Source organism: Lentzea sp. HUAS12, assembly GCF_024125735.1.
GTDB classification, from domain to species: domain Bacteria; phylum Actinomycetota; class Actinomycetes; order Mycobacteriales; family Pseudonocardiaceae; genus Lentzea; species Lentzea albida.
Map to the genome: position 1 here is coordinate 4191954 of NZ_CP099738.1, position 16861 is coordinate 4208814.

Annotated in this window: 17 protein-coding genes; 9 read left to right on the forward strand and 8 right to left on the reverse strand. The window is 71.9% G+C overall.

Annotated features, from left to right (window positions below):
• Nucleotides 1-6: 6 nt before the first annotated feature.
• Complete coding sequence (locus ND450_RS18420) at nt 7-771, reverse strand: SDR family NAD(P)-dependent oxidoreductase (protein WP_253327304.1); 765 nt, start codon at nt 769-771, stop codon at nt 7-9.
• 83 nt (nt 772-854) lie between these two features.
• Here ND450_RS18420 and ND450_RS18425 point away from each other — a divergent pair, with 83 nt between their 5' ends.
• The 6 genes from ND450_RS18425 to ND450_RS18450 are packed head-to-tail and all read left to right on the forward strand — an operon-like array spanning nt 855 to nt 5339.
• On the forward strand, nt 855-1292 hold the full coding sequence (locus ND450_RS18425; protein ID WP_089926123.1) for a MarR family winged helix-turn-helix transcriptional regulator: 438 nt from the start codon (nt 855-857) through the stop codon (nt 1290-1292).
• Between the two features lie 22 nt (nt 1293-1314).
• The gene (locus ND450_RS18430) at nt 1315-2406 is read left to right on the forward strand and encodes an acyl-CoA dehydrogenase family protein (RefSeq protein ID WP_253327305.1); all 1092 of its coding nucleotides are present in this window, start codon (nt 1315-1317) and stop codon (nt 2404-2406) included.
• Between the two features lie 26 nt (nt 2407-2432).
• Entirely contained in the window at nt 2433-3230 is a 798-nt protein-coding gene (locus ND450_RS18435) for a thymidylate synthase (RefSeq protein ID WP_253327306.1), read from the forward strand.
• A complete protein-coding gene (locus tag ND450_RS18440; protein ID WP_253327307.1) occupies nt 3227-3682 on the forward strand; it encodes a dihydrofolate reductase in 456 nt (151 codons plus the stop codon). Before ND450_RS18435 ends, ND450_RS18440 begins: the two co-directional genes overlap by 4 nt.
• A 38-nt stretch (nt 3683-3720) precedes the next feature.
• Nucleotides 3721-4149, forward strand: a complete 429-nt coding sequence (locus ND450_RS18445; protein ID WP_253327308.1) for a MarR family winged helix-turn-helix transcriptional regulator — start codon at nt 3721-3723, stop codon at nt 4147-4149.
• The gene (locus tag ND450_RS18450) at nt 4146-5339 is read left to right on the forward strand and encodes an MFS transporter (protein WP_253327309.1); all 1194 of its coding nucleotides are present in this window, start codon (nt 4146-4148) and stop codon (nt 5337-5339) included. Before ND450_RS18445 ends, ND450_RS18450 begins: the two co-directional genes overlap by 4 nt.
• Here ND450_RS18450 and ND450_RS18455 read toward each other — a convergent pair.
• Genes ND450_RS18455 through ND450_RS18465 form a run of 3 tightly spaced genes read right to left on the reverse strand, consistent with a single transcriptional unit; the run spans nt 5336 to nt 7125 of the window.
• Complete coding sequence (locus tag ND450_RS18455) at nt 5336-5851, reverse strand: YciI family protein (protein WP_253327951.1); 516 nt, start codon at nt 5849-5851, stop codon at nt 5336-5338. The genes ND450_RS18450 and ND450_RS18455 overlap by 4 nt on opposite strands.
• The gene (locus ND450_RS18460; RefSeq protein ID WP_253327310.1) at nt 5851-6210 is read right to left on the reverse strand and encodes an MmcQ/YjbR family DNA-binding protein; all 360 of its coding nucleotides are present in this window, start codon (nt 6208-6210) and stop codon (nt 5851-5853) included. Before ND450_RS18460 ends, ND450_RS18455 begins: the two co-directional genes overlap by 1 nt.
• Nucleotides 6211-6219: 9 nt before the next feature.
• Entirely contained in the window at nt 6220-7125 is a 906-nt protein-coding gene (locus tag ND450_RS18465) for a proteasome assembly chaperone family protein (RefSeq protein WP_245786640.1), read from the reverse strand.
• Between the two features lie 128 nt (nt 7126-7253).
• Here ND450_RS18465 and ND450_RS18470 point away from each other — a divergent pair, with 128 nt between their 5' ends.
• From ND450_RS18470 to ND450_RS18480, 3 genes are all read left to right on the forward strand, one after another.
• On the forward strand, nt 7254-7847 hold the full coding sequence (locus ND450_RS18470) for a DUF4230 domain-containing protein (RefSeq protein WP_253327311.1): 594 nt from the start codon (nt 7254-7256) through the stop codon (nt 7845-7847).
• A gap of 70 nt (nt 7848-7917) precedes the next feature.
• Complete coding sequence (locus ND450_RS18475) at nt 7918-9525, forward strand: serine/threonine-protein kinase (RefSeq protein WP_253327312.1); 1608 nt, start codon at nt 7918-7920, stop codon at nt 9523-9525.
• Nucleotides 9526-9816: 291 nt separating this feature from the next.
• Entirely contained in the window at nt 9817-10308 is a 492-nt protein-coding gene (locus ND450_RS18480) for a hypothetical protein (protein ID WP_253327313.1), read from the forward strand.
• Between the two features lie 4 nt (nt 10309-10312).
• Here ND450_RS18480 and ND450_RS18485 read toward each other — a convergent pair whose 3' ends face one another.
• Genes ND450_RS18485 through ND450_RS18500 form a run of 4 tightly spaced genes read right to left on the reverse strand, consistent with a single transcriptional unit; the run spans nt 10313 to nt 16744 of the window.
• Nucleotides 10313-12523, reverse strand: a complete 2211-nt coding sequence (locus ND450_RS18485; RefSeq protein ID WP_253327314.1) for a transglutaminase domain-containing protein — start codon at nt 12521-12523, stop codon at nt 10313-10315.
• Nucleotides 12520-13626: a DUF58 domain-containing protein gene (locus ND450_RS18490; RefSeq protein WP_253327315.1), complete on the reverse strand. Its 1107-nt coding sequence runs from the start codon at nt 13624-13626 to the stop codon at nt 12520-12522. Before ND450_RS18490 ends, ND450_RS18485 begins: the two co-directional genes overlap by 4 nt.
• Nucleotides 13623-14588: a MoxR family ATPase gene (locus tag ND450_RS18495; protein ID WP_253327316.1), complete on the reverse strand. Its 966-nt coding sequence runs from the start codon at nt 14586-14588 to the stop codon at nt 13623-13625. The genes ND450_RS18490 and ND450_RS18495 overlap by 4 nt, the downstream gene beginning before the upstream one ends.
• Nucleotides 14585-16744 (reverse strand): hypothetical protein, encoded by a 2160-nt coding sequence (locus ND450_RS18500; protein WP_253327317.1) that lies wholly within the window; start codon nt 16742-16744, stop codon nt 14585-14587. The genes ND450_RS18495 and ND450_RS18500 overlap by 4 nt, the downstream gene beginning before the upstream one ends.
• Between the last annotated feature and the right edge of the window lie 117 nt (nt 16745-16861).

The following is a 16861-nucleotide window of genomic DNA, read 5'->3' on the forward strand; positions in this document are numbered from 1 at the left end:
CGGTCGTTACGGGATCAGCGTCGGTGCGGTGCCGCCGTCGACGCGCAACGCGGCTCCGGTCGTCGCGGACGACAGGTCCGACGCGACGTAGGTGATGAGGTTCGCGACCTCGTGGGGACGGATCAGGCGGCCCAGCAGCAGCGTGGGGCGTTCGGTGCGGACGAACTCGGCCTCGCCGCCCTCACCGACGCGGTCGCGGATGAACTCCTCGACGCCGGGCGTCAGGGTCGGGCCGGGCAGCACCGAGTTCACGGTCACGCCGGTGCCCTTGACCTCCTGCGCCATGCCGCGCGACAACGCCAGCTGGGCGGTCTTCGTCATGCCGTAATGGACCATCTCGGTCGGCGTGAAGACGGACGACTCGCTGCTCACGAAGATCACCCGGCCCCAGCCGCGCCCGACCATGCGGGGCGTGTAGTGCCGGGCGAGCCGGACGCCGGACATGATGTTGGTGTCGAAGTAGCGCTGCCACTCGGCGTCGTCGACCTCGAAGACCGGCTTCGCGCCGTAGATGCCGAGGTTGTTGACGAGCACGTCGACGTCCGGCACCTGGTCGACCAGCGAGGCGGCTCCCTCGGCGGTCGCGAGGTCCGTCGCGACTCCGCGCACGTCACCGCCGCCGCTGAGCTTGCCGACCGCCTCGGCCACGCGCTCCTCGGTGCGGCCGGTGATCACGACGGCGGCACCCGCCTCGAGCAGCGCTTCCGCCGTGGCGAAGCCGATGCCGGCGGTGGAGCCCGTCACAAGTGCCGTGCGTCCCGACAGATCCATGTCTCTCCCCGGTAGACTTGTTGAAGACGATTACAAGCGTACGCAATAGTTGCACACGCTGTCTATTCGAGAAGGGTTGACCTATGTCACTGGACGACGACGCCGTCCAGGCGCGCGCACAGGGCTGGCGCACGCTCGCGGCGTTGCACGCGCGCATCGAGGACCGTCTGGAGCGAGCGCTGCAGAAGGCCCACGAGCTTTCCGTCAGCGAGTACACCGTTCTGGACGTCCTCAACCGCCAGGACGGCTTCCACCTTCGGATGAACCAGCTCTCCAACGCCGTGGTCCTCAGCCAGTCGGCCACGACGCGCCTGGTCACGCGCCTGGAGGACCGCGGGCTGCTCGCGCGCTACCTCTGCCCGACCGACCGGCGCGGCATCTACACCGAGGTCACCGAGAAGGGCCACGAGCTGCTCGCGCTCGCCCGCCCCACGCACGACGAGGTGCTGTCCGAGTCGCTCGCCGAGGCCGGGGACGTCCCGGAGCTGAAGCCACTCGTTGAGGCGCTCGCCAAGCTCTGACCGTTCCAGCAAGATCGCGCACATGGATCTCCACGCCCTGATCCGCGCCGAGGCACCGCTGGCCGAGCAGCAGCGCGCCCTCACCGAACCGGTGCTGACCGCGCTCGTCGACCACGGCGTGCACCGCATGATCGCCCCGAAGCGCTACGGCGGCGCCGAGCTCGGCCTGCCCGAGTGGAGCCGCGAGCTGCAGGAACTGGCGCGCGCGGACGCCTCGACCGGCTGGACCGCGATGACGACCACCTCCTCGTCGTCACTGGCCTGGTACCTGCCCACCGACGCCGCCGACGAGGTCTTCGGCGACCCGCGCGCGTTGATCGCGGGCACCGCCGCACCGCTGGGCAAGGCCGTGGAGGCCGACGGCGGCTACCGCGCCACCGGGCGCTGGGGCTGGGGCAGCGCCGTCGCGTACTGCTCGTGGGTCATAGGCGGCACCATCACGCCCGTGGGCCCGCGTCTGGCCGTGTATCCGCGTGAGGACGTGACGATCCACGACACGTGGCACGCCGCAGGCCTGCGCGCCACCAGCTCGCATGAGTTCTCCGTCTCGGACGCCTTCCTGCCCGCCCGCCGCGCGGTGTGGCCGATCGGCACCCCACCCGGCATCGAGGGCCCGATCACGGTGTTCCCCTACTTCAGCTTCCTGGCCGTCGGCGTGGCGTCCGTGTGCCTCGGCGTGGCGCGCCGCGCGATCGACGAGATCGAGGCGCTGGCCGTCGAGAAGGTGCCCCAGTACGCGACGTCCCGGCTCGCCGAGCAGACCGGCGTGCAGATCGAGCTCGCGCTGGCGGAGGCGCGGCTGTCGTCCGCGGCGGCGTTCCTGCACGAGGCGTTGAGCACGGCCTGGGACCACGCCGTGAACGGCGAGCCGACCCCGGACCCGGCGAAGGCACGGCTGCGGCTGGCCTGCTCGTTCGCCTCGGGCGAGGCGACAGACGTGACTCAGAAGGCGTTCGCGGCGGGCGGCGGCAGCTCGGTGTTCGAGTCGTCGGCGTTGCAGCGCTGCCTGCGGGACGCGCACGTGGCCGCGCAGCACACCGTCGTGTCGCGGCGGATGCTGGAGACGTACTCGATGCTCCGGCTGGGACTCGCCCCGGACATGTCGAGGTTCTGATCCGGGAGCTGGGTAGTGTGCGGGGCATGCCCGACACGCAGTACGAAGACCTGCTCCGCCACGTCCTGAAAGAAGGCGTGCGCAAGGAGGACCGCACCGGCACCGGCACGCGGTCGATCTTCGGCCACCAGCTGCGCTACCCGCTCGCCGCCGGCTTCCCGCTGATCACGACGAAGAAGGTCCACTTCAAGTCGATCGCGTACGAGCTGCTGTGGTTCCTGCGCGGCGACAGCAACGTGAAGTGGTTGCAGGACCACGGTGTGTCCATCTGGGACGAGTGGGCCTCCCCCGAGGGCGAACTCGGCCCGGTCTACGGCGTGCAGTGGCGCTCGTGGCCCACCCCGGACGGCGGGCACGTCGACCAGATCGCCGAGGTGCTGAAGACGCTGAAGACGAACCCCGACTCACGTCGGATCATCGTCTCCGCGTGGAACGTCGGCGAGATCGCGAACATGGCGCTGCCGCCGTGCCACGCCTTCTTCCAGTTCTACGTCGCCGACGGCAAGCTCTCGTGCCAGCTCTACCAGCGCAGCGCGGACCTGTTCCTCGGCGTGCCGTTCAACATCGCCTCCTACGCGCTGCTGACGCACATGATCGCCGCGCAGACCGGTCTCGGCGTCGGCGACTTCATCTGGACCGGCGGCGACTGCCACATCTACGACAACCACGTCGAGCAGGTCGAGCTGCAGCTCAGCCGTGACGCGCGCGAGTTCCCCGAGCTGAAGATGGCTCCCGCCGCCTCCCTGTTCGACTACGCCTACGAGGACTTCACGATCGAGGGCTACGACCCGCACCCCGGCATCAAGGCGCCGGTGGCGGTGTGATCGGCCTGATCTGGGCGCAGGCCGCGAACGGCGTGATCGGCCGCGACAACGCCATCCCGTGGCACCTCCCCGAGGACATGAAGCGCTTCCGGGAGATCACCTCGGGCGCGGCCGTCCTCATGGGACGCCGCACCTGGGAGTCGCTGCCGCCGCGCTTCCGCCCGTTGCCCGGCCGGCGCAACCTCGTGCTGTCGCGCGCGCCGCAGGAGGGCGTGGAGACGTTCTCCTCGCTCGAGAAGGCCCTGGCCGACGTCACCGGGGACGTGTGGGTGATCGGCGGGTCGGCGGTGTACGCGGCGGCGCTGCCGTTCGCCGACAGGATCGAGGTGACCGAGATCCGCGAACCGTTCGAAGGCGACACGTACGCGCCGGCGATCGACCGCGAGCCGGTCGGCACCGGGGAGTGGCTGAAGTCGAGCGGCGGCCTGCACTACCGGTTCGTCACGTACTGAAATCGACAGCCCAGGCTGTTCAGCCTAGGCTGTCTATCATGACCGACCCCGCCTCCCTCCTCCAACGGCTGCGCGTGCTCGTCGGACGGCTGCGCCGCAGGCTGCAGGACGAGTCGTCGGTCGACGAGCTGAGCGCACCGCAGGCGTCCGCGCTGGCCAGGCTGTTGCTGATGGACGAGCCGTCGACCGCGAGTCAGCTCGCGGGCGCCGAACGCGTGAAGCCGCAGTCCATGGCCAAGACCCTGATCTCGCTGCACGAGCAGGGCCTCATCCGGCGCGCGGCGGACCCGAGCGACGGCCGGCGTCAGCTGATCACGCTCACCGACGAGGGCCGTGCGGCCGCCCAGGGGGCGCGGGCGGCCCGCAACGAGCGGCTGACCGAGCTGATCGCGCAGCGGTTCACCGAGTCCGAGCGGCAGGTGATCGCCGAGGCGCTCACGTTGCTGGAGCGCGTGGTGGACGAATGACGGCCACCACCGGATTCGACCGCCGCCTGATCACACCTCTGGTCGCCGGGGCGGTGCTGAACCCGGTCAACACGACGATCCTGTCGGTCGCGCTGGTGCCGATCGGGGTGTCGTTCGGCGAACCGCCCTCGGCGACGGCGTGGCTGATCACCTCGCTGTACGTGGCCACCGCGATCGGGCAACCCGTGGCGGGCCGCCTGATCGACACCTACGGGCCGCGCAGGCTGTTCCTCCCGGCGACCGCGCTCGTCGGGATCGCCGGTGTGCTCGGCACCTTCGCACCGAACCTGGCCGTGCTCGTCGTGGCGCGCGTATTGCTCGGCCTCGGCACGTGCGCCGGCTACCCCGCGGCGATGCGCCTGCTGCGCGACGAGGCCGACCGCACGGGCGACGACAGCCCCGGCGGCGTCCTCACGATCCTCGCGATCTCCACCCAGACCGTCTCCGTGCTCGGCCCGCCGCTCGGCGGCCTGCTGGTCGACTTCGGCGGCTGGCGCACGACGCTCGCGATCAACGTGCCGCTCGCCCTGGCCGCGTTCGCGCTGGGGTGGCGCTACTTCCCCCGCTCACAGCCGCAGATGCGCGAGCGCAGGCCGTTGTTCGACCTCAGCGGCCTCAACAGGCCCCTGGTGATCACCTACGTCCGCGCGGTGCTCTCGTACCTCGTGTCGTACAGCTTCATCTTCGGCTTCACCCAGTGGCTGCAGGCGGAACGCGGGTTCACCGCGGGCCAGGCGGGCCTGGTCGTCCTGCCGGTGTTCGGCGTCGGCGTCGCCGTGTCGGCGCTCACCGGACGCAGCGAAGCGTTGCGCGGCAAGCTGATCGTCGCGGCGAGCGGCCAGCTGGTGGTCTGCGCGCTGCTGCTCGCGCTGGGCACGTCGAGTCCGCTGTGGATGCTCCTGGCGGTGACGGTGCTGAGCGGCGTTCCCCAGGGCCTCACCAGCCTGGCGCTGCAGAACGCCGTGTACCGGCAGGCCGATCCCGCCTCCGTCGGCGCGTCGGCGGGCCTGCTGCGCACGTTCGGCTACCTCGGCGCCATCGTGTCGGCCGTCGTGCTGGGACTCGTGTTCGGTGACACCGTCGACACCCGCGGCCTGCACGAGCTGGCGGTCTTCCTCGTCGTCACGAGCCTCGCGTTCCTGCTCGTCAACGTGTTCGACCGCTCGCTGAAGGCGACCCGGGCCCGCTAGCGGCGCCCGCCGAACTCCCACTCGTGCACCTCGACGGCGTCGTACCGATCCGCGGTCAGCACCGCCGCCGGGTCGGCCGCCGCGACCAGCGCCGCCGTCCCCAGCCAGGCGCTGCCGTCGTCGGACAGCAACGGCCCGTACGCGATCAGCTCGTCCGGCCGGGCGGGCACGAGGTCGGCGGGCTCGCCGGAGGAGAACCCGAGCACCAGGTGCCCCGCCCTGCCGCCGGTGAAGTCCCACATCGTCCGCCCGAGCACGTTGCGCCACCTGCGCACCAGCACGTCCCGGTAGCCACCGGCCTGGTAGACGGGTTCGTCGAACGCGAACGCCCGCGCGGCCGCCGCGTCCGGTACGTCGACGACGTGCACGCTGCCGGTGAGCACGCCGCCCGCGAACGTCGGACCGCGGGCGATCAGCTCGAAGCGGTCCATGTAGGACCAGTGCTCCTCGAGCATGGCGCGGCGCAACGGCATCGAACCGGGACGGTCCCGGTGGTAGGTGAAGAACTCCATCAGCGCCGCCGCGCCCGCGCGTGCCACGCCTCCACGATCAGCTCCTCCAACTCCCCCACCTCGATGTGCTCCAGCCGCACCAGGATCGCCGGATACCCGTTGAAGTGCGGCGTCGTGAAGTACACGGAGTGGTCGGAGGCCAGCAGGGCCTCCTTGGCCCCCAGGTCGGGCACCCGTGCGGCCAGGATCGGTCCGGAAGGAGCCGCCGCGCCCAGCGCCTTGAGGTCGACCTTGCGCAGCGGCCGTTCCCAGACGAACAGCTTGTCCTTCACCCGCCAGTCGACGACGCCCTCCCGGACCCGCTCCGTGACGTCGGGCATGGAGGTGGCGATCCGGTGCACGTCGTCCCAGGTGGCCATCACGAGCTCCTACAGGTGGTCCGGCGGACGCTGCTGCTCGGCGAGGAACCGTTCGAACTCGGCGCCCAGTTCGTCCGCGCTGGGGATGTCGGTGGTGCCGACAGTCTGGATGAACGCGTCGTACTGCCGCTCGAGCGCTTCGACGACCTGCGCGACCTCGTCCGACTCCGCGACCTGGCGGTGGATCTCGGCGTCGGCGGCCTGGGCGGCCTCGACGAGCGAGCCGATGGGCAGGGCGAGGCCCGAGGCGCGGGCGACGGCGTCCAGCAGCGTCACGGCGGCCGTCGGGTACTGGGACTGCGCCAGGTAGTGCGGCACCTGGGCGGCGAAGCCCATCGCGTCGTGGCCCGCCTGGCCCAGGCGGAACTCGAGCAGGCCCGACACGTTGCCCGGCACCTGCACGCGGTTGAAGAACGGCTGGTACTCGCTCACCAGCTCGGGGCGCGTGGCGTGGCCGATGACGTTCAACGGCCGTGTGTGCGGCACGCCCATCGGGATGCCGTGGAAGCCCACGGTCAGACGCACGCCCCAGCGGTCGATCAGCGAACGCACGGCCTGGATGAACGCCTCCCAGCCGCGGTCCGGCTCCGGGCCGGTGAGCAGCAGGAACGGGTGCCCGGCGCTGTCCCAGAGCAGGTGCACGACCAGTTCGGGAGCGGCGTAGTCCTCCCAGTGGTCGGTCGCGTAGGTCATCAGCGGGCGGCGCGAGCGGTAGTCGATCAGGCCGTCGATGTCGAACCGCGCCACGACACGGCTCTCGAGCGTCTCCAGCAGGTGTTCGGAGAGCAGGCGGCCCGCGGCGCCGGCGTCCATGAAGCCCTCGAAGTGGTGCAGCAGCACCGCACCCGTCAGGTCCGGCACCTCCGAGTCCACCTCGTACAGGTTCTCCGGGTCCACCGCGCGCCTCCTGATCACTAGCTCTCGTCTCGTCCAAGCCAACCACGAGGACACGGAACTGATTCCGCACGGGTCGATTAGCCCATACGGACCGTGTGCGCGCATCACCTCACGGGTACTCCCACGCGGTGGACAGGCGCTGGGTGATGCGTGGAACTGTGGTCGCGGCCGTCGTCATTCTCCTCGGCGCGGCGGTGTTCGTCTTCGGCCAATTCAGGCCCTTCGGCGGTGAATCGATCGACCGCAGCCAGCCCGCGATGCTCAAGTCCGTGCGGGACCTGAGCCAGTACCACGCCGCGGCGGGCGAGTTCCAGGTCGTGCTCGACATCGAGGACGACGTGAAGTGGGTGCCGGCGGCCCTGGCGGGCGAGCGGACGCTGTTCGTCGCGGCCGGGTCGGTCAACGCCTTCGTCGACTTCGGGACGCTCGCCGACGACGGCCTGGTGGTGTCCCCGGACGGCAAGACCGTCGAGCTGCGCGTGCCGAAGCCCCAGCTGGACAAGCCGAACCTGCACCACGACAGGTCGTACGTCTTCAGCCAGGAACGCGGCCTGATCAACGACCTCCAGGCGCTGGCAGGCCCTCCCGACCAGCAGAAGTTCTACGTCGCGGCGGAGGCCAAGCTCGCGGAGGCCGCGAAGCAGTCCGAACTGCTCAAGCGCGCCGAGGACAACACACGAGTGATGCTCACCGGAATGCTGCAGGCGCTGGGATTCCAGGTGAAAGTCGTGGGCGACTGAGCCGAACCCTTCCTCCCGATCCTTCCGAACGTCGAGCGGTGACCCCATCGCTCCGGGATAGGATCCGTTGGTGGAAGACGATCTGATGGCCTGGGCACCCGCGCAGGGCGCTGCGCAGGCGCCCGAGATCGCGTTGCCCGGCTACAGCGCCTTCCGCGTGATCGCGCAGGGCGGCGAGGGCACGATCTACCGCGCCCGCCAGGACGGCCTGGGCCGTGACGTCGCGGTCAAGGTGCTCCAGGTGACGGACCCGGCCACGGTGGCGCGCTTCCGCCGCGAGCTCGCGATCACCGTCGAACTGGGCCGCCAGCACCCCCACATCGTCACGGTGCTCGACACCGGCACGCTGCCCGACGGCCGCCCGAGCATCGTCATGGAGTTCTACGAGCGGGGCTCGCTGCACGACAGGTTGCGCGCCATGGGCCCGTTGCCCGTGCAGGACGTGGTGGCCGCGGGCATCGCGGTCGCGGACGCGCTGGCGTTCGCGCACGGCCAGGGCATCCTGCACCGGGACGTGAAGCCGCAGAACGTCCTGGTCCTCCCGACTTCGTACGTGCTGGCCGATTTCGGCATCGCGCGCGGCGCCGACGCGGGCCATTCCGCGTCGCTGCAGATGGTCAGCTACCGGCACGCCGCCCCGCAGATGATCGAGGGCGCCACTCCGTCGTTCGCCGACGACATCTGGTCGCTCGGCTCGACGCTGTTCACCTTGCTGGAGGGCAAACCCCCGTTCGCCTCGGACAACCCGGACGAGGACACGCTGCTGTCCTACGTCGGCCGGGTCAGCTCCGGCGAACCGCGGGCGCTCACCCGGTTCGACGTGCCGGCGTGGCTCGTCGCGGTGATCCACCGCTGCCTGCGCAAGGACCGCGCCGAGCGGTTCGGCTCCGCGCTGGAGCTGCGGGACGCGCTGATGGCCGCGAACTCCGGCACCGCACTGTCCTCTGTGGACCCCGACGCGACGTCGATGCTGGGCGAGCGCCCGGAGTTCTACCCGGAGGGCCCGACCGAGGCGCCGGGCTTCGGCCCGCGCGGGTTCAGGCCGGAACCGGAACCCGAGCCCGAACCGGAGGCCGAGCCCGACGACTCGTGGCAGGGCCGCCTCGAGGACCTCACCTACCGCCACCACGACTTCGTCCCGCCGCCGCCCCCGCCCCGGCCGCACCCGGTCGCCGTGCTGCCGACGGTGGACCTGCCTCCCGCTGAGCCGATGACCGGGCCGGTCCGCAAGAGCAAACGCGGCGCGGTGCTCGCGTTGCTGGCCGTGATCGCCGTGACGGGCGGGCTCGCCGCGGGCATCTTCCTCAACCGCGGCGGCGACGGCCGGCAGGCCCAACCTCCTGTGACGACAACGGCACCGCCCGTGCCGACGTCCGACTCGGCCGACGCCGGTCCTTCGCCGAACAGCGATCCTCGCTTCGTCCCGGTGCTCAAGCGCGCCGAGTACAAGGGCAGGGCGATCGAGCTGGAGTGGACCGACCCGAGCGACGGGCAGGCGCAGTTCGTGGTGGTCGACGTGACCGGCGAGAAACCGTACGCGGTGGTCACGGTCACCGGCGGTGGCACCAAGTACGTCATCGAGGACGGTGGCGGCGACCGCCGGTGCTTCCAGATCGCGGCGATCGGCACCGGTGGCGAGCGCGGCGGTTCCGCGAAGGTGTGCGCCAACAAGAACTAGTGGCGCGTCCCAGAAGGTCGGCGAGGTAATCCACGCCCAGCAGGGCGCCTCGCGGCACCGCCCCCACGCCCCCGTACCACCAGTACGAGGACGTGGGGGCGGCACCACGATCCACCCGTCTGACCGCGAATTCCCCCGGCAACCTTCTGCGCCACACCACTAGGTCGCGTTCCGCCTCCCGGCGAACGGGCTCCCGGCACGCGGACTGGTCGTTTCGGGTCAGTGTTGTTGCGTCCGCACGCATTGGCGTACGGTCCCCCGGTGCAAAGCGCTCGTTATGCCGGCCCACCGATGTTCGCCCGTGGAGGGAAGCGCCGCACAGTCGTGGCGCTGGCGGCGATTCCACTCGTCATCGGCATCGGGATCGGCGTGCTGATCGGCGGCGAACTGCGGCCGGAGTCCCCGGAGAACACCGGCGCCGCACCCACGCCCTCCGCTGAGCCCGTTCAGCTCGAATACTCGGACATGCCGTGCGATCCGGGCTCGTCCGTCCTCGTGCTGCACTCGCTGGAGGGTGCGATGCGGGCGGAGGACGTCAAGACGTTGCTGGACTACGAGACGATGTGGGTGCAGCACCGTGAGAGCGTGAACCCGGCGCTGCGCGGACAGACCGCGTTCCTGAGCAGACGCGACGACGTCTGCTCCGCGATCGTGCCCAACGACACGAGGTTCACGCAGTTCGTGTGGCTCGGGCCGTTCCAGTCGGACATCGCTCCCTCGCTGTGCGAGGCGCTGCTCAAGGTCACGGGCAAGAACTGCATCCCGGCCCAGGTGGTCCGCTGATCCGTCAGCGGCGGAACAACGGCCTCGGGTCGACCGGCCACACGATCCTGCGCCACCAGGAAGCCTTGCGCCGCACCGCTTTCTTCACCTGCCGGGCGAGCCGCCAGCTGTTCTCGTCGTGGACGGGCCGTGGCGCGAACGCCGCCTGGTCGACCGCGACCGCGAGCCGTGCGCCCGCTTCGCCCCATTCGCGCGCGACGTCCGGCACGGTGCGGCTCGGTTTCGGCTTGAGGCCTGCGAGCTGCAACGAGTCGAGCACCTCGTTCCACGCCCCGACCGGACCCGCCGCCCGGAGCCTCACACGCCGTGACGTGCGCGCCACGTAGAGCGCGACGAGCAGCAGCACCGGCGTGAACACCCAGAAGGGGAAGGACTTCGCGGCCTCGGGCGCGGCGACAGCATCGGGGTCGACCGCCGTCGGCTGCACCAGCGGAGGCACCGACGCGAGCGAGGTCGGTGTCGGCTTCGCGGTGGTCGACGCGAGCCGGTTCAGCACCTCGCGCTTCGACGCGGCGCTCGGCCCGCTTCCGTTGCCCGACACGGGATCGAACGCCACCCAGCCGAACCCGCTGAAGTACACCTCGGGCCACGCGGTGGCGTCCGCGGCCCGCACGATCCGCTCGCCGTTCTCCTCGGGCACCGGCTGGAACCCGACGACCACCCGCGTCGGCAACCCGACGGCCCGCGCGAGCACCGCGTACGCCGACGCGAACTGCTCCGCCGTCCCCGCTCCCGCACCCGACTCGCCGGGCGACCCGAACAGGAACGTCTCCAGCCGCGCGTACGACGACCCGACCGGCGCCTCGGCGTCCGGCCTGCGGTTGAGCCGCACGACCTGTTCCAGCGCAACGGCCTTCTCGTACGGCGTGCGCGCGTTCTGCGTCGCCTGCCGCGCGTACTCCGACAACGTGAACGGCAACCGCGGCAACGCCGTGTACTTCGTCGCCGTCGTCGGCACCTGCGCCTCGACGAGATCGGTGTCCGACGGCGTCTCGAGAACACCCCGGACGGTGTAGCTCAGCCCGGTCCTCAGTCCCTCGGCCACCACCAGCGACCCGGTGTCCGGATCCACCATGGCGTTGCTCAACGACACCGCCTGCGGCCTCCCGACCCCCGGCAGCCACTCCCCCTGCAACCCGGTGATCCGCAGGTCCACACTGGCGTCCTGGAACTTCCCGCCCGTGGGCAGGTCCGGCGCGTCCACCACGCCGAGCGGCCCGTACGTGGAGGCCGCCTCCCACGACGCTCCCGAGTACCGGCTCAGCGTCACCAGCCGCAGGGGCACCTCGGGCCCGCGCACCCGGAACAGCTCCGCCTCCCCCTGCGCCGCCCACGAGGCGAGCTGCGGCAGCGGGTTCGAGATGGCGATGTCGGTCACCGGCGGCGTGACGAGCTTGCGGGGCTCGAACCCGTTGGTGGGCAGCACGAACGCGAGCAACGTCAGCGCCGCCAAGGCCGTCGCGAGCACCGCGGGCGGCAGTACGGGACCGCGCCGGTCGAGGACCAGCCAGCCCAGCGCGAGGATCACCACCAGCGTCAGCGCGACCAGCCCGTACCGGTCGGCGCGGCCCGTGGTGAGCAGCGCCGCCGACACGTACAGGACCGCCGCCCCGAGCGCCGGCACGAACAGGGCCGTGCCGCGCCGGGCCACCGACAGGACCGCGCCCGTGGAGATGCCGATGATCAGCAACAGGCCGGGGACGAGCAGTTCGGGCGTGGCGGGTGCGGGGCGCGCCGCCGTGAGCAGCCTCGGCACGGTGTCGAGCAGCACCCAGGCGGGGTCGCGGTTCGGGGAGGCGCCACGGGCCAGGAAGAAGCCGCCGGCCATCGCGACGACCATGACGCCGAGCGCGGCCAGGCCGGCCGGGACGAGCTTCTTCAGCAGCAGGGCCAGGAAGCCGGTGAGGGCGGCCAGTCCGAAGTAGAGGGTGGCGCCGTCCCAGGCCTGGGCCAGCTGGAGGGAGGCGACGAGGAGGAGGGCGGTGACCCAGCCGTACTTGAGGAGGGAGTCGGTGACGGAGCGGGTACCGCTCGTGCGATCGGGCGCGGTGTTGCCGGGTGCGCGGCGGGACGCGCTGCCGCTCGGGCGGTGGGGGCTGGCAGCAGGCCTGTTCGCCGCGCCAGATTCGCCGGTGGGTGCGTTCGCCGCACCGCCAGCCGAGCCGCGGCCATCGGCCGGGCCCGCGGTGCCGTTCCCGCCGTCCGCGCGGCTCATCGCGCCACCACCGCGTTCCACGAGTCGATCAGGTCCTCGGCCCGCTCACCGCTCAGCACCAGCACGGTGCCCGCCGCGCTCACCGGCCGCTTCTCGTCCACCACCAGCACGGTGCCGAACGCCGCGCGGCCCGCCTCCAGCACCAGCGCCGGCACGGTCGTGCCGCTCACCACGGCCACCACGTCGAGGTCGCGCACCGGCACCGTCGGGCGGCCGGCCACGTCCTGCAGTTCGAGGTCGGCCAGGGCCGCGAGGATCGGGGCCGAGTCCTGCTGCTCCTCGATGTCGGTGCCGCCGGACGACGTCAGCAGCCGCACCGGGTGGCCCTGCTCCAGGGCGGAGGTGATGAGGGACGCCGCCACTTCCACGGCCTCCTCGAAGCTTTGGGGGTCCCCGTACGAGGTGGCGCTGTCGTCCAGCAGCACGGCCAGGTGCGGGCGGGCCGGGTCGGCGTCCTCGCGGATCATCAGGGTGCCGGTGCGGGCCGACGTCGCCCAGTGCAGGCGGCGCAGGTCGTCGCCCGGCACGTACTCGCGCAGGCCCACCAGGTCCGTGCCGCCCCGCTCCACCCGTTCGTCGGCGCCCACCTGGCCCCGGCGGGCTCCGGACGGGAGGCCGCGGACCGGGAGCACTCGCGGTACCACGCGCACCTGGACGACCTCGCCCAGCACGGTGCGGGCCTGGGCGAGGCCCGCCAGGCCCTTGCGGCGCAACGTCAGCGGGCCCACGTCGAACACGCCCCGGCGTTCGGTCGGGATGGCGTAGTCGACGGACTCCACCGCGGCCGGTGCCAGCAGTGGCACGTCGACCGCCATGGGCGCGCCCGCCACCATGTCGACGGCGTCCAGCACCACGGGCCAGCGGCCCGTGGACGAGAGTTCCAGGCGGCCGTTGCAGCGCGCCAGGCGCGGCACGGTGCGCGGGCGGACCGTGCGGGACACGGACAGCGGTGACGCCACCAGCACCGAGACGATCGAGGCGACGACCAGTGCGGTCAGCGCCAGGCCGAACGCCGCCATGCCCGCGTAGCGCCACCACAGGCCGACGCCGAGCATCAGCAGGCCCAGCACCGCCACGCCGGTGCCGCGCACGGTGAGTCTCATTGCGCCGCGGGCTTGGGCACCGGCACGCGCGAGAGCACGTCGGCCAGCACCTCGGACGTCGTCACGCCCGACAGGACGCTCTCCCGCGTCAGCACGAGGCGGTGGGCCAGCACCGGGTCGGCGATGTCCTGGACGTCCTGCGGCACCACGAAATGCCGGCCCTTCGACGCCGCGTACACCTGTGCGCAGCGCACGAGCGTGCGCAGGCCACGGGTCGAGGTGCCCAGGCGCAGCCGTTCGTCGGAACGCGTGCCCGTGCCCAGCGCCGAGATGTACTGCAGGATCGGGTCGGCGACGTGCAGCAGCGCCAGGCGGCCGCTGAACGAGCTGACCTCGCGCGGCGACGACACCGTGCGCACGTCGGCGATCCGGCCCGCGCCGCTGCCCGGACGCAGCACGTCCAGCTCGTCCTCCACCGACGGGTAGCCGATGGACGTGCGCAGCATGAACCTGTCGAGCTGCGCCTCGGGCAGCCGGTACGTGCCGTCGAGGTCGATCGGGTTCTGCGTGGCCACCACGAGGAACGGGTCGGGCACCGAGTGCCCGATGCCGTCGATCGTGACGGTCCGCTCCTCCATGACCTCCAGCAACGCCGACTGCGTCTTGGCCGCCGCGCGGTTGATCTCGTCCGCCAGCACGATGTTCGCGAACACCGGGCCCGGCCGGAACCGGATCTGGCCCGTCTGCGGGTCGTAGACCGACGTCCCCGTGACGTCGGACGGCAGCAGGTCGGGCGTGAACTGCACGCGCCGCGACACCCCGCCGAGCGCGCCCGCGACGGCACGCGCCAGCGTCGTCTTGCCCGTGCCGGGCACGTCCTCCAGCAGCACGTGGCCGCCCGCGAACATCGCCACGAGCACGAGGTCGATCACGTCGCGCTTGCCGCGCACCGCGCTCTCGACCGCGTCGCCCAGGCGGGTGTGCAGGTCGCGGAAGGCGGAGACCTCACCGGTGTCGATCACTTTTCCTCATCTCCACGACGAACACCGATGCGCAGCAGGAACGCGACCGCGAGCAGACCCAGGCCGCCCGCGCCCATCGGCGCGGTCCCCGCGCCGGCGGGGATCTGCTGGGGGATGCAGGTCGGCTTGTTCGGCAGGCAGCCGTCACTCGTGTAGATCACGCTGCGGGCCGCCGAGTCGACCTGCCCGGCGCCGGACGCGGCGTAGGCGCGCACGACGATCGAGTTGCTGCCCTCCTCCACGTCGATCTGCGCCGTGGTGGCGTTGCAGGCGATGCCGACCGAGTAGCCCTGCGTCCTGTTCACGACCTCGCAGCGCCCGTTGTGGCTCGCCCAGTCCGCGGGCGGCGCCATGCTCACCGTGCGCCTCGGCAGCTGCCGCCCGCCGGAGACACCGGTGATCACCGCGGCACCCGCGGTCGGCAGCGACGGCGGAGGCGGTGGCGGCGGAGGGGTCGTCGTCGTGGTCGTGACGGGCGGGGGTGGCGGCGGAGGCGGAGGGGTCGTCGTCGTGGTCGTCACGGGAGGCGGAGGCGGCGGGGTGTTCGGCGCGGACACCGTGAACGCGGCCATGCCCGCGGCACCGGCCGTCGTCGCCGTCGACCCGCGCACCGTCACGTCGAGGCGGCCGCCCGAGCAGAACGTCGATCCCGTGCACGGCACCGTCAGGTCGGCCGACGTCCCTGCGGTCTGCGCCGACACCGAACCGCCGGAGAACGAGCCGGAGCCCGACACCGTGTAGCCCACGATCGGCTCGGCGGACGTGGCCGCGTTCCAGCTCACCGTCACGACGAGCGCCGACGAGCTACGCGACTTCTCCCGCACGCTCACCCCCGCGGGCGCGCCGGGAGCGGCGCCACCACCGGTGGACGGCGGCACGGAGGACGTGGTCGGCGGGGACGAGGTCTCCGTCGTCGGGTTGTTGTTCCCGTTGCCGTTGCCCGGGTTGCGCGGCGGCTTCACCGGCTCGTTCGGGTTCGGCGGCGGAGGCGGCGGCACGGACGGCGGCGGCGAGCGGTCCGGGTCCTTCACCGGGAGCTCGGGGCTGCGGATCGTCAGCGTGCGGGTCGCGCCGTCCGGGTCGATCAGCACGCCCGTCGACGAGCCCGGCACGTTCACGAACAGCCGGCCGTCGTCGAACACGAGCTCGGGGTCGGCCCCGCCGGACGTGCGCACGTCGTCGCCACCGCGGTTGCCGCCGCGGTCGAGGACGATGACCTTGCCGGATCCCTTGCAGGGCACGTAGACCTTGTCGCGGAACACCGCGGGACGGCCGGGATTCGGGCAGCCCATCGCGCCCACGTCGACGCGCAGCACCTCACGGCCGACGACGAGCACCACGACGGAGGACGACGGCACGGAGGCGGGGACCAGGCCGAGCGGCGACGTCTGCGCGGCGATCACCTCGGCGTCCGAGCGGTCCGTCAGCGAGTCGACGTCCTCACCCGTGCCGTCGCGCACCACGACGCCGCCGTCGAGACCGATCAGCGTGACGCCCTGGTCGTGCGGCACGAGGACGGTGCGCGGCCCGGCTCCGGTGACCTGCCGCTGCGAGCGCTCCTCGAACTTCTCCTGGTCGTCGGACCAGTCGAGCGACCTCAACGTGCCGCCGTGGTCCACGAGCCACAGCACGCCCCGCTCGTCCACGACGGCGTCGGCGAGCGGCTGGCCCGCCTGCCACGGCTGCCCGATGTCGGCCAGCGTCAACGGGTCCGCGGTGTGCACGGTGCCGGAGGCGCGGTCGACGACGAACACCAGGCCGTTCGCCACCAGCACCTTGCTCGTGGCTCCGGGCGGCGCCTGGCGACGGCCGGACGCGAGCAGGGTGGCCAGGTCGATGACGGTGATCTCGCCGGTGCGCCGGTTGAGGACGATCAGCCGGCCGTCCTCCTGCGCGATCTCGAGCTGCGAGTCGGGCCCGCTGATCTGCAGGCGCGTCTGCGGCTTGCCCGACACCGGGTTGACCTGCACGACCTCGCCGCGCTGGTCGTCACCGAGCCAGGTGAGCCCGTCCGACACCGCGACCGACGTCCGGGAGATGCCCTGCCCGAGCGCGGCGCCCGCGAGCACCAGCACCCCCAGCAGTGCCGCGACGAAACTCGCCGACTCCCGCCCTCCACCGGAGACAATGCGTCTGATCCGGTGCCACCAAGACATAACGCGCCCTCCCTCGCCCGCCGGGGATGCTAGCCCCCGGCTCTGACAACTTCGGACGGCGCACGGTTCCCGGTTCGTCCGGTCCACCGACTGGCAGACATCGAAAACGGTAATCCG

Excerpts from the sequence above, each read along its gene's own strand:
- ND450_RS18420 (WP_253327304.1), bottom strand. The coding sequence starts at position 771 with ATGGATCTGTCGGGACGCACGGCACTTGTGACGGGCTCCACCGCCGGC.
- ND450_RS18425 (WP_089926123.1), top strand. The coding sequence starts at position 855 with ATGTCACTGGACGACGACGCCGTCCAGGCGCGCGCACAGGGCTGGCGC.
- ND450_RS18430 (WP_253327305.1), top strand. The coding sequence starts at position 1,315 with ATGGATCTCCACGCCCTGATCCGCGCCGAGGCACCGCTGGCCGAGCAG.
- ND450_RS18435 (WP_253327306.1), top strand. The coding sequence starts at position 2,433 with ATGCCCGACACGCAGTACGAAGACCTGCTCCGCCACGTCCTGAAAGAA.
- ND450_RS18445 (WP_253327308.1), top strand. The coding sequence starts at position 3,721 with ATGACCGACCCCGCCTCCCTCCTCCAACGGCTGCGCGTGCTCGTCGGA.
- ND450_RS18450 (WP_253327309.1), top strand. The coding sequence starts at position 4,146 with ATGACGGCCACCACCGGATTCGACCGCCGCCTGATCACACCTCTGGTC.
- ND450_RS18455 (WP_253327951.1), bottom strand. The coding sequence starts at position 5,851 with ATGGAGTTCTTCACCTACCACCGGGACCGTCCCGGTTCGATGCCGTTG.
- ND450_RS18460 (WP_253327310.1), bottom strand. The coding sequence starts at position 6,210 with ATGGCCACCTGGGACGACGTGCACCGGATCGCCACCTCCATGCCCGAC.
- ND450_RS18470 (WP_253327311.1), top strand. The coding sequence starts at position 7,254 with ATGCGTGGAACTGTGGTCGCGGCCGTCGTCATTCTCCTCGGCGCGGCG.
- ND450_RS18480 (WP_253327313.1), top strand. The coding sequence starts at position 9,817 with ATGTTCGCCCGTGGAGGGAAGCGCCGCACAGTCGTGGCGCTGGCGGCG.
- ND450_RS18485 (WP_253327314.1), bottom strand. The coding sequence starts at position 12,523 with ATGAGCCGCGCGGACGGCGGGAACGGCACCGCGGGCCCGGCCGATGGC.
- ND450_RS18490 (WP_253327315.1), bottom strand. The coding sequence starts at position 13,626 with ATGAGACTCACCGTGCGCGGCACCGGCGTGGCGGTGCTGGGCCTGCTG.
- ND450_RS18500 (WP_253327317.1), bottom strand. The coding sequence starts at position 16,744 with ATGTCTTGGTGGCACCGGATCAGACGCATTGTCTCCGGTGGAGGGCGG.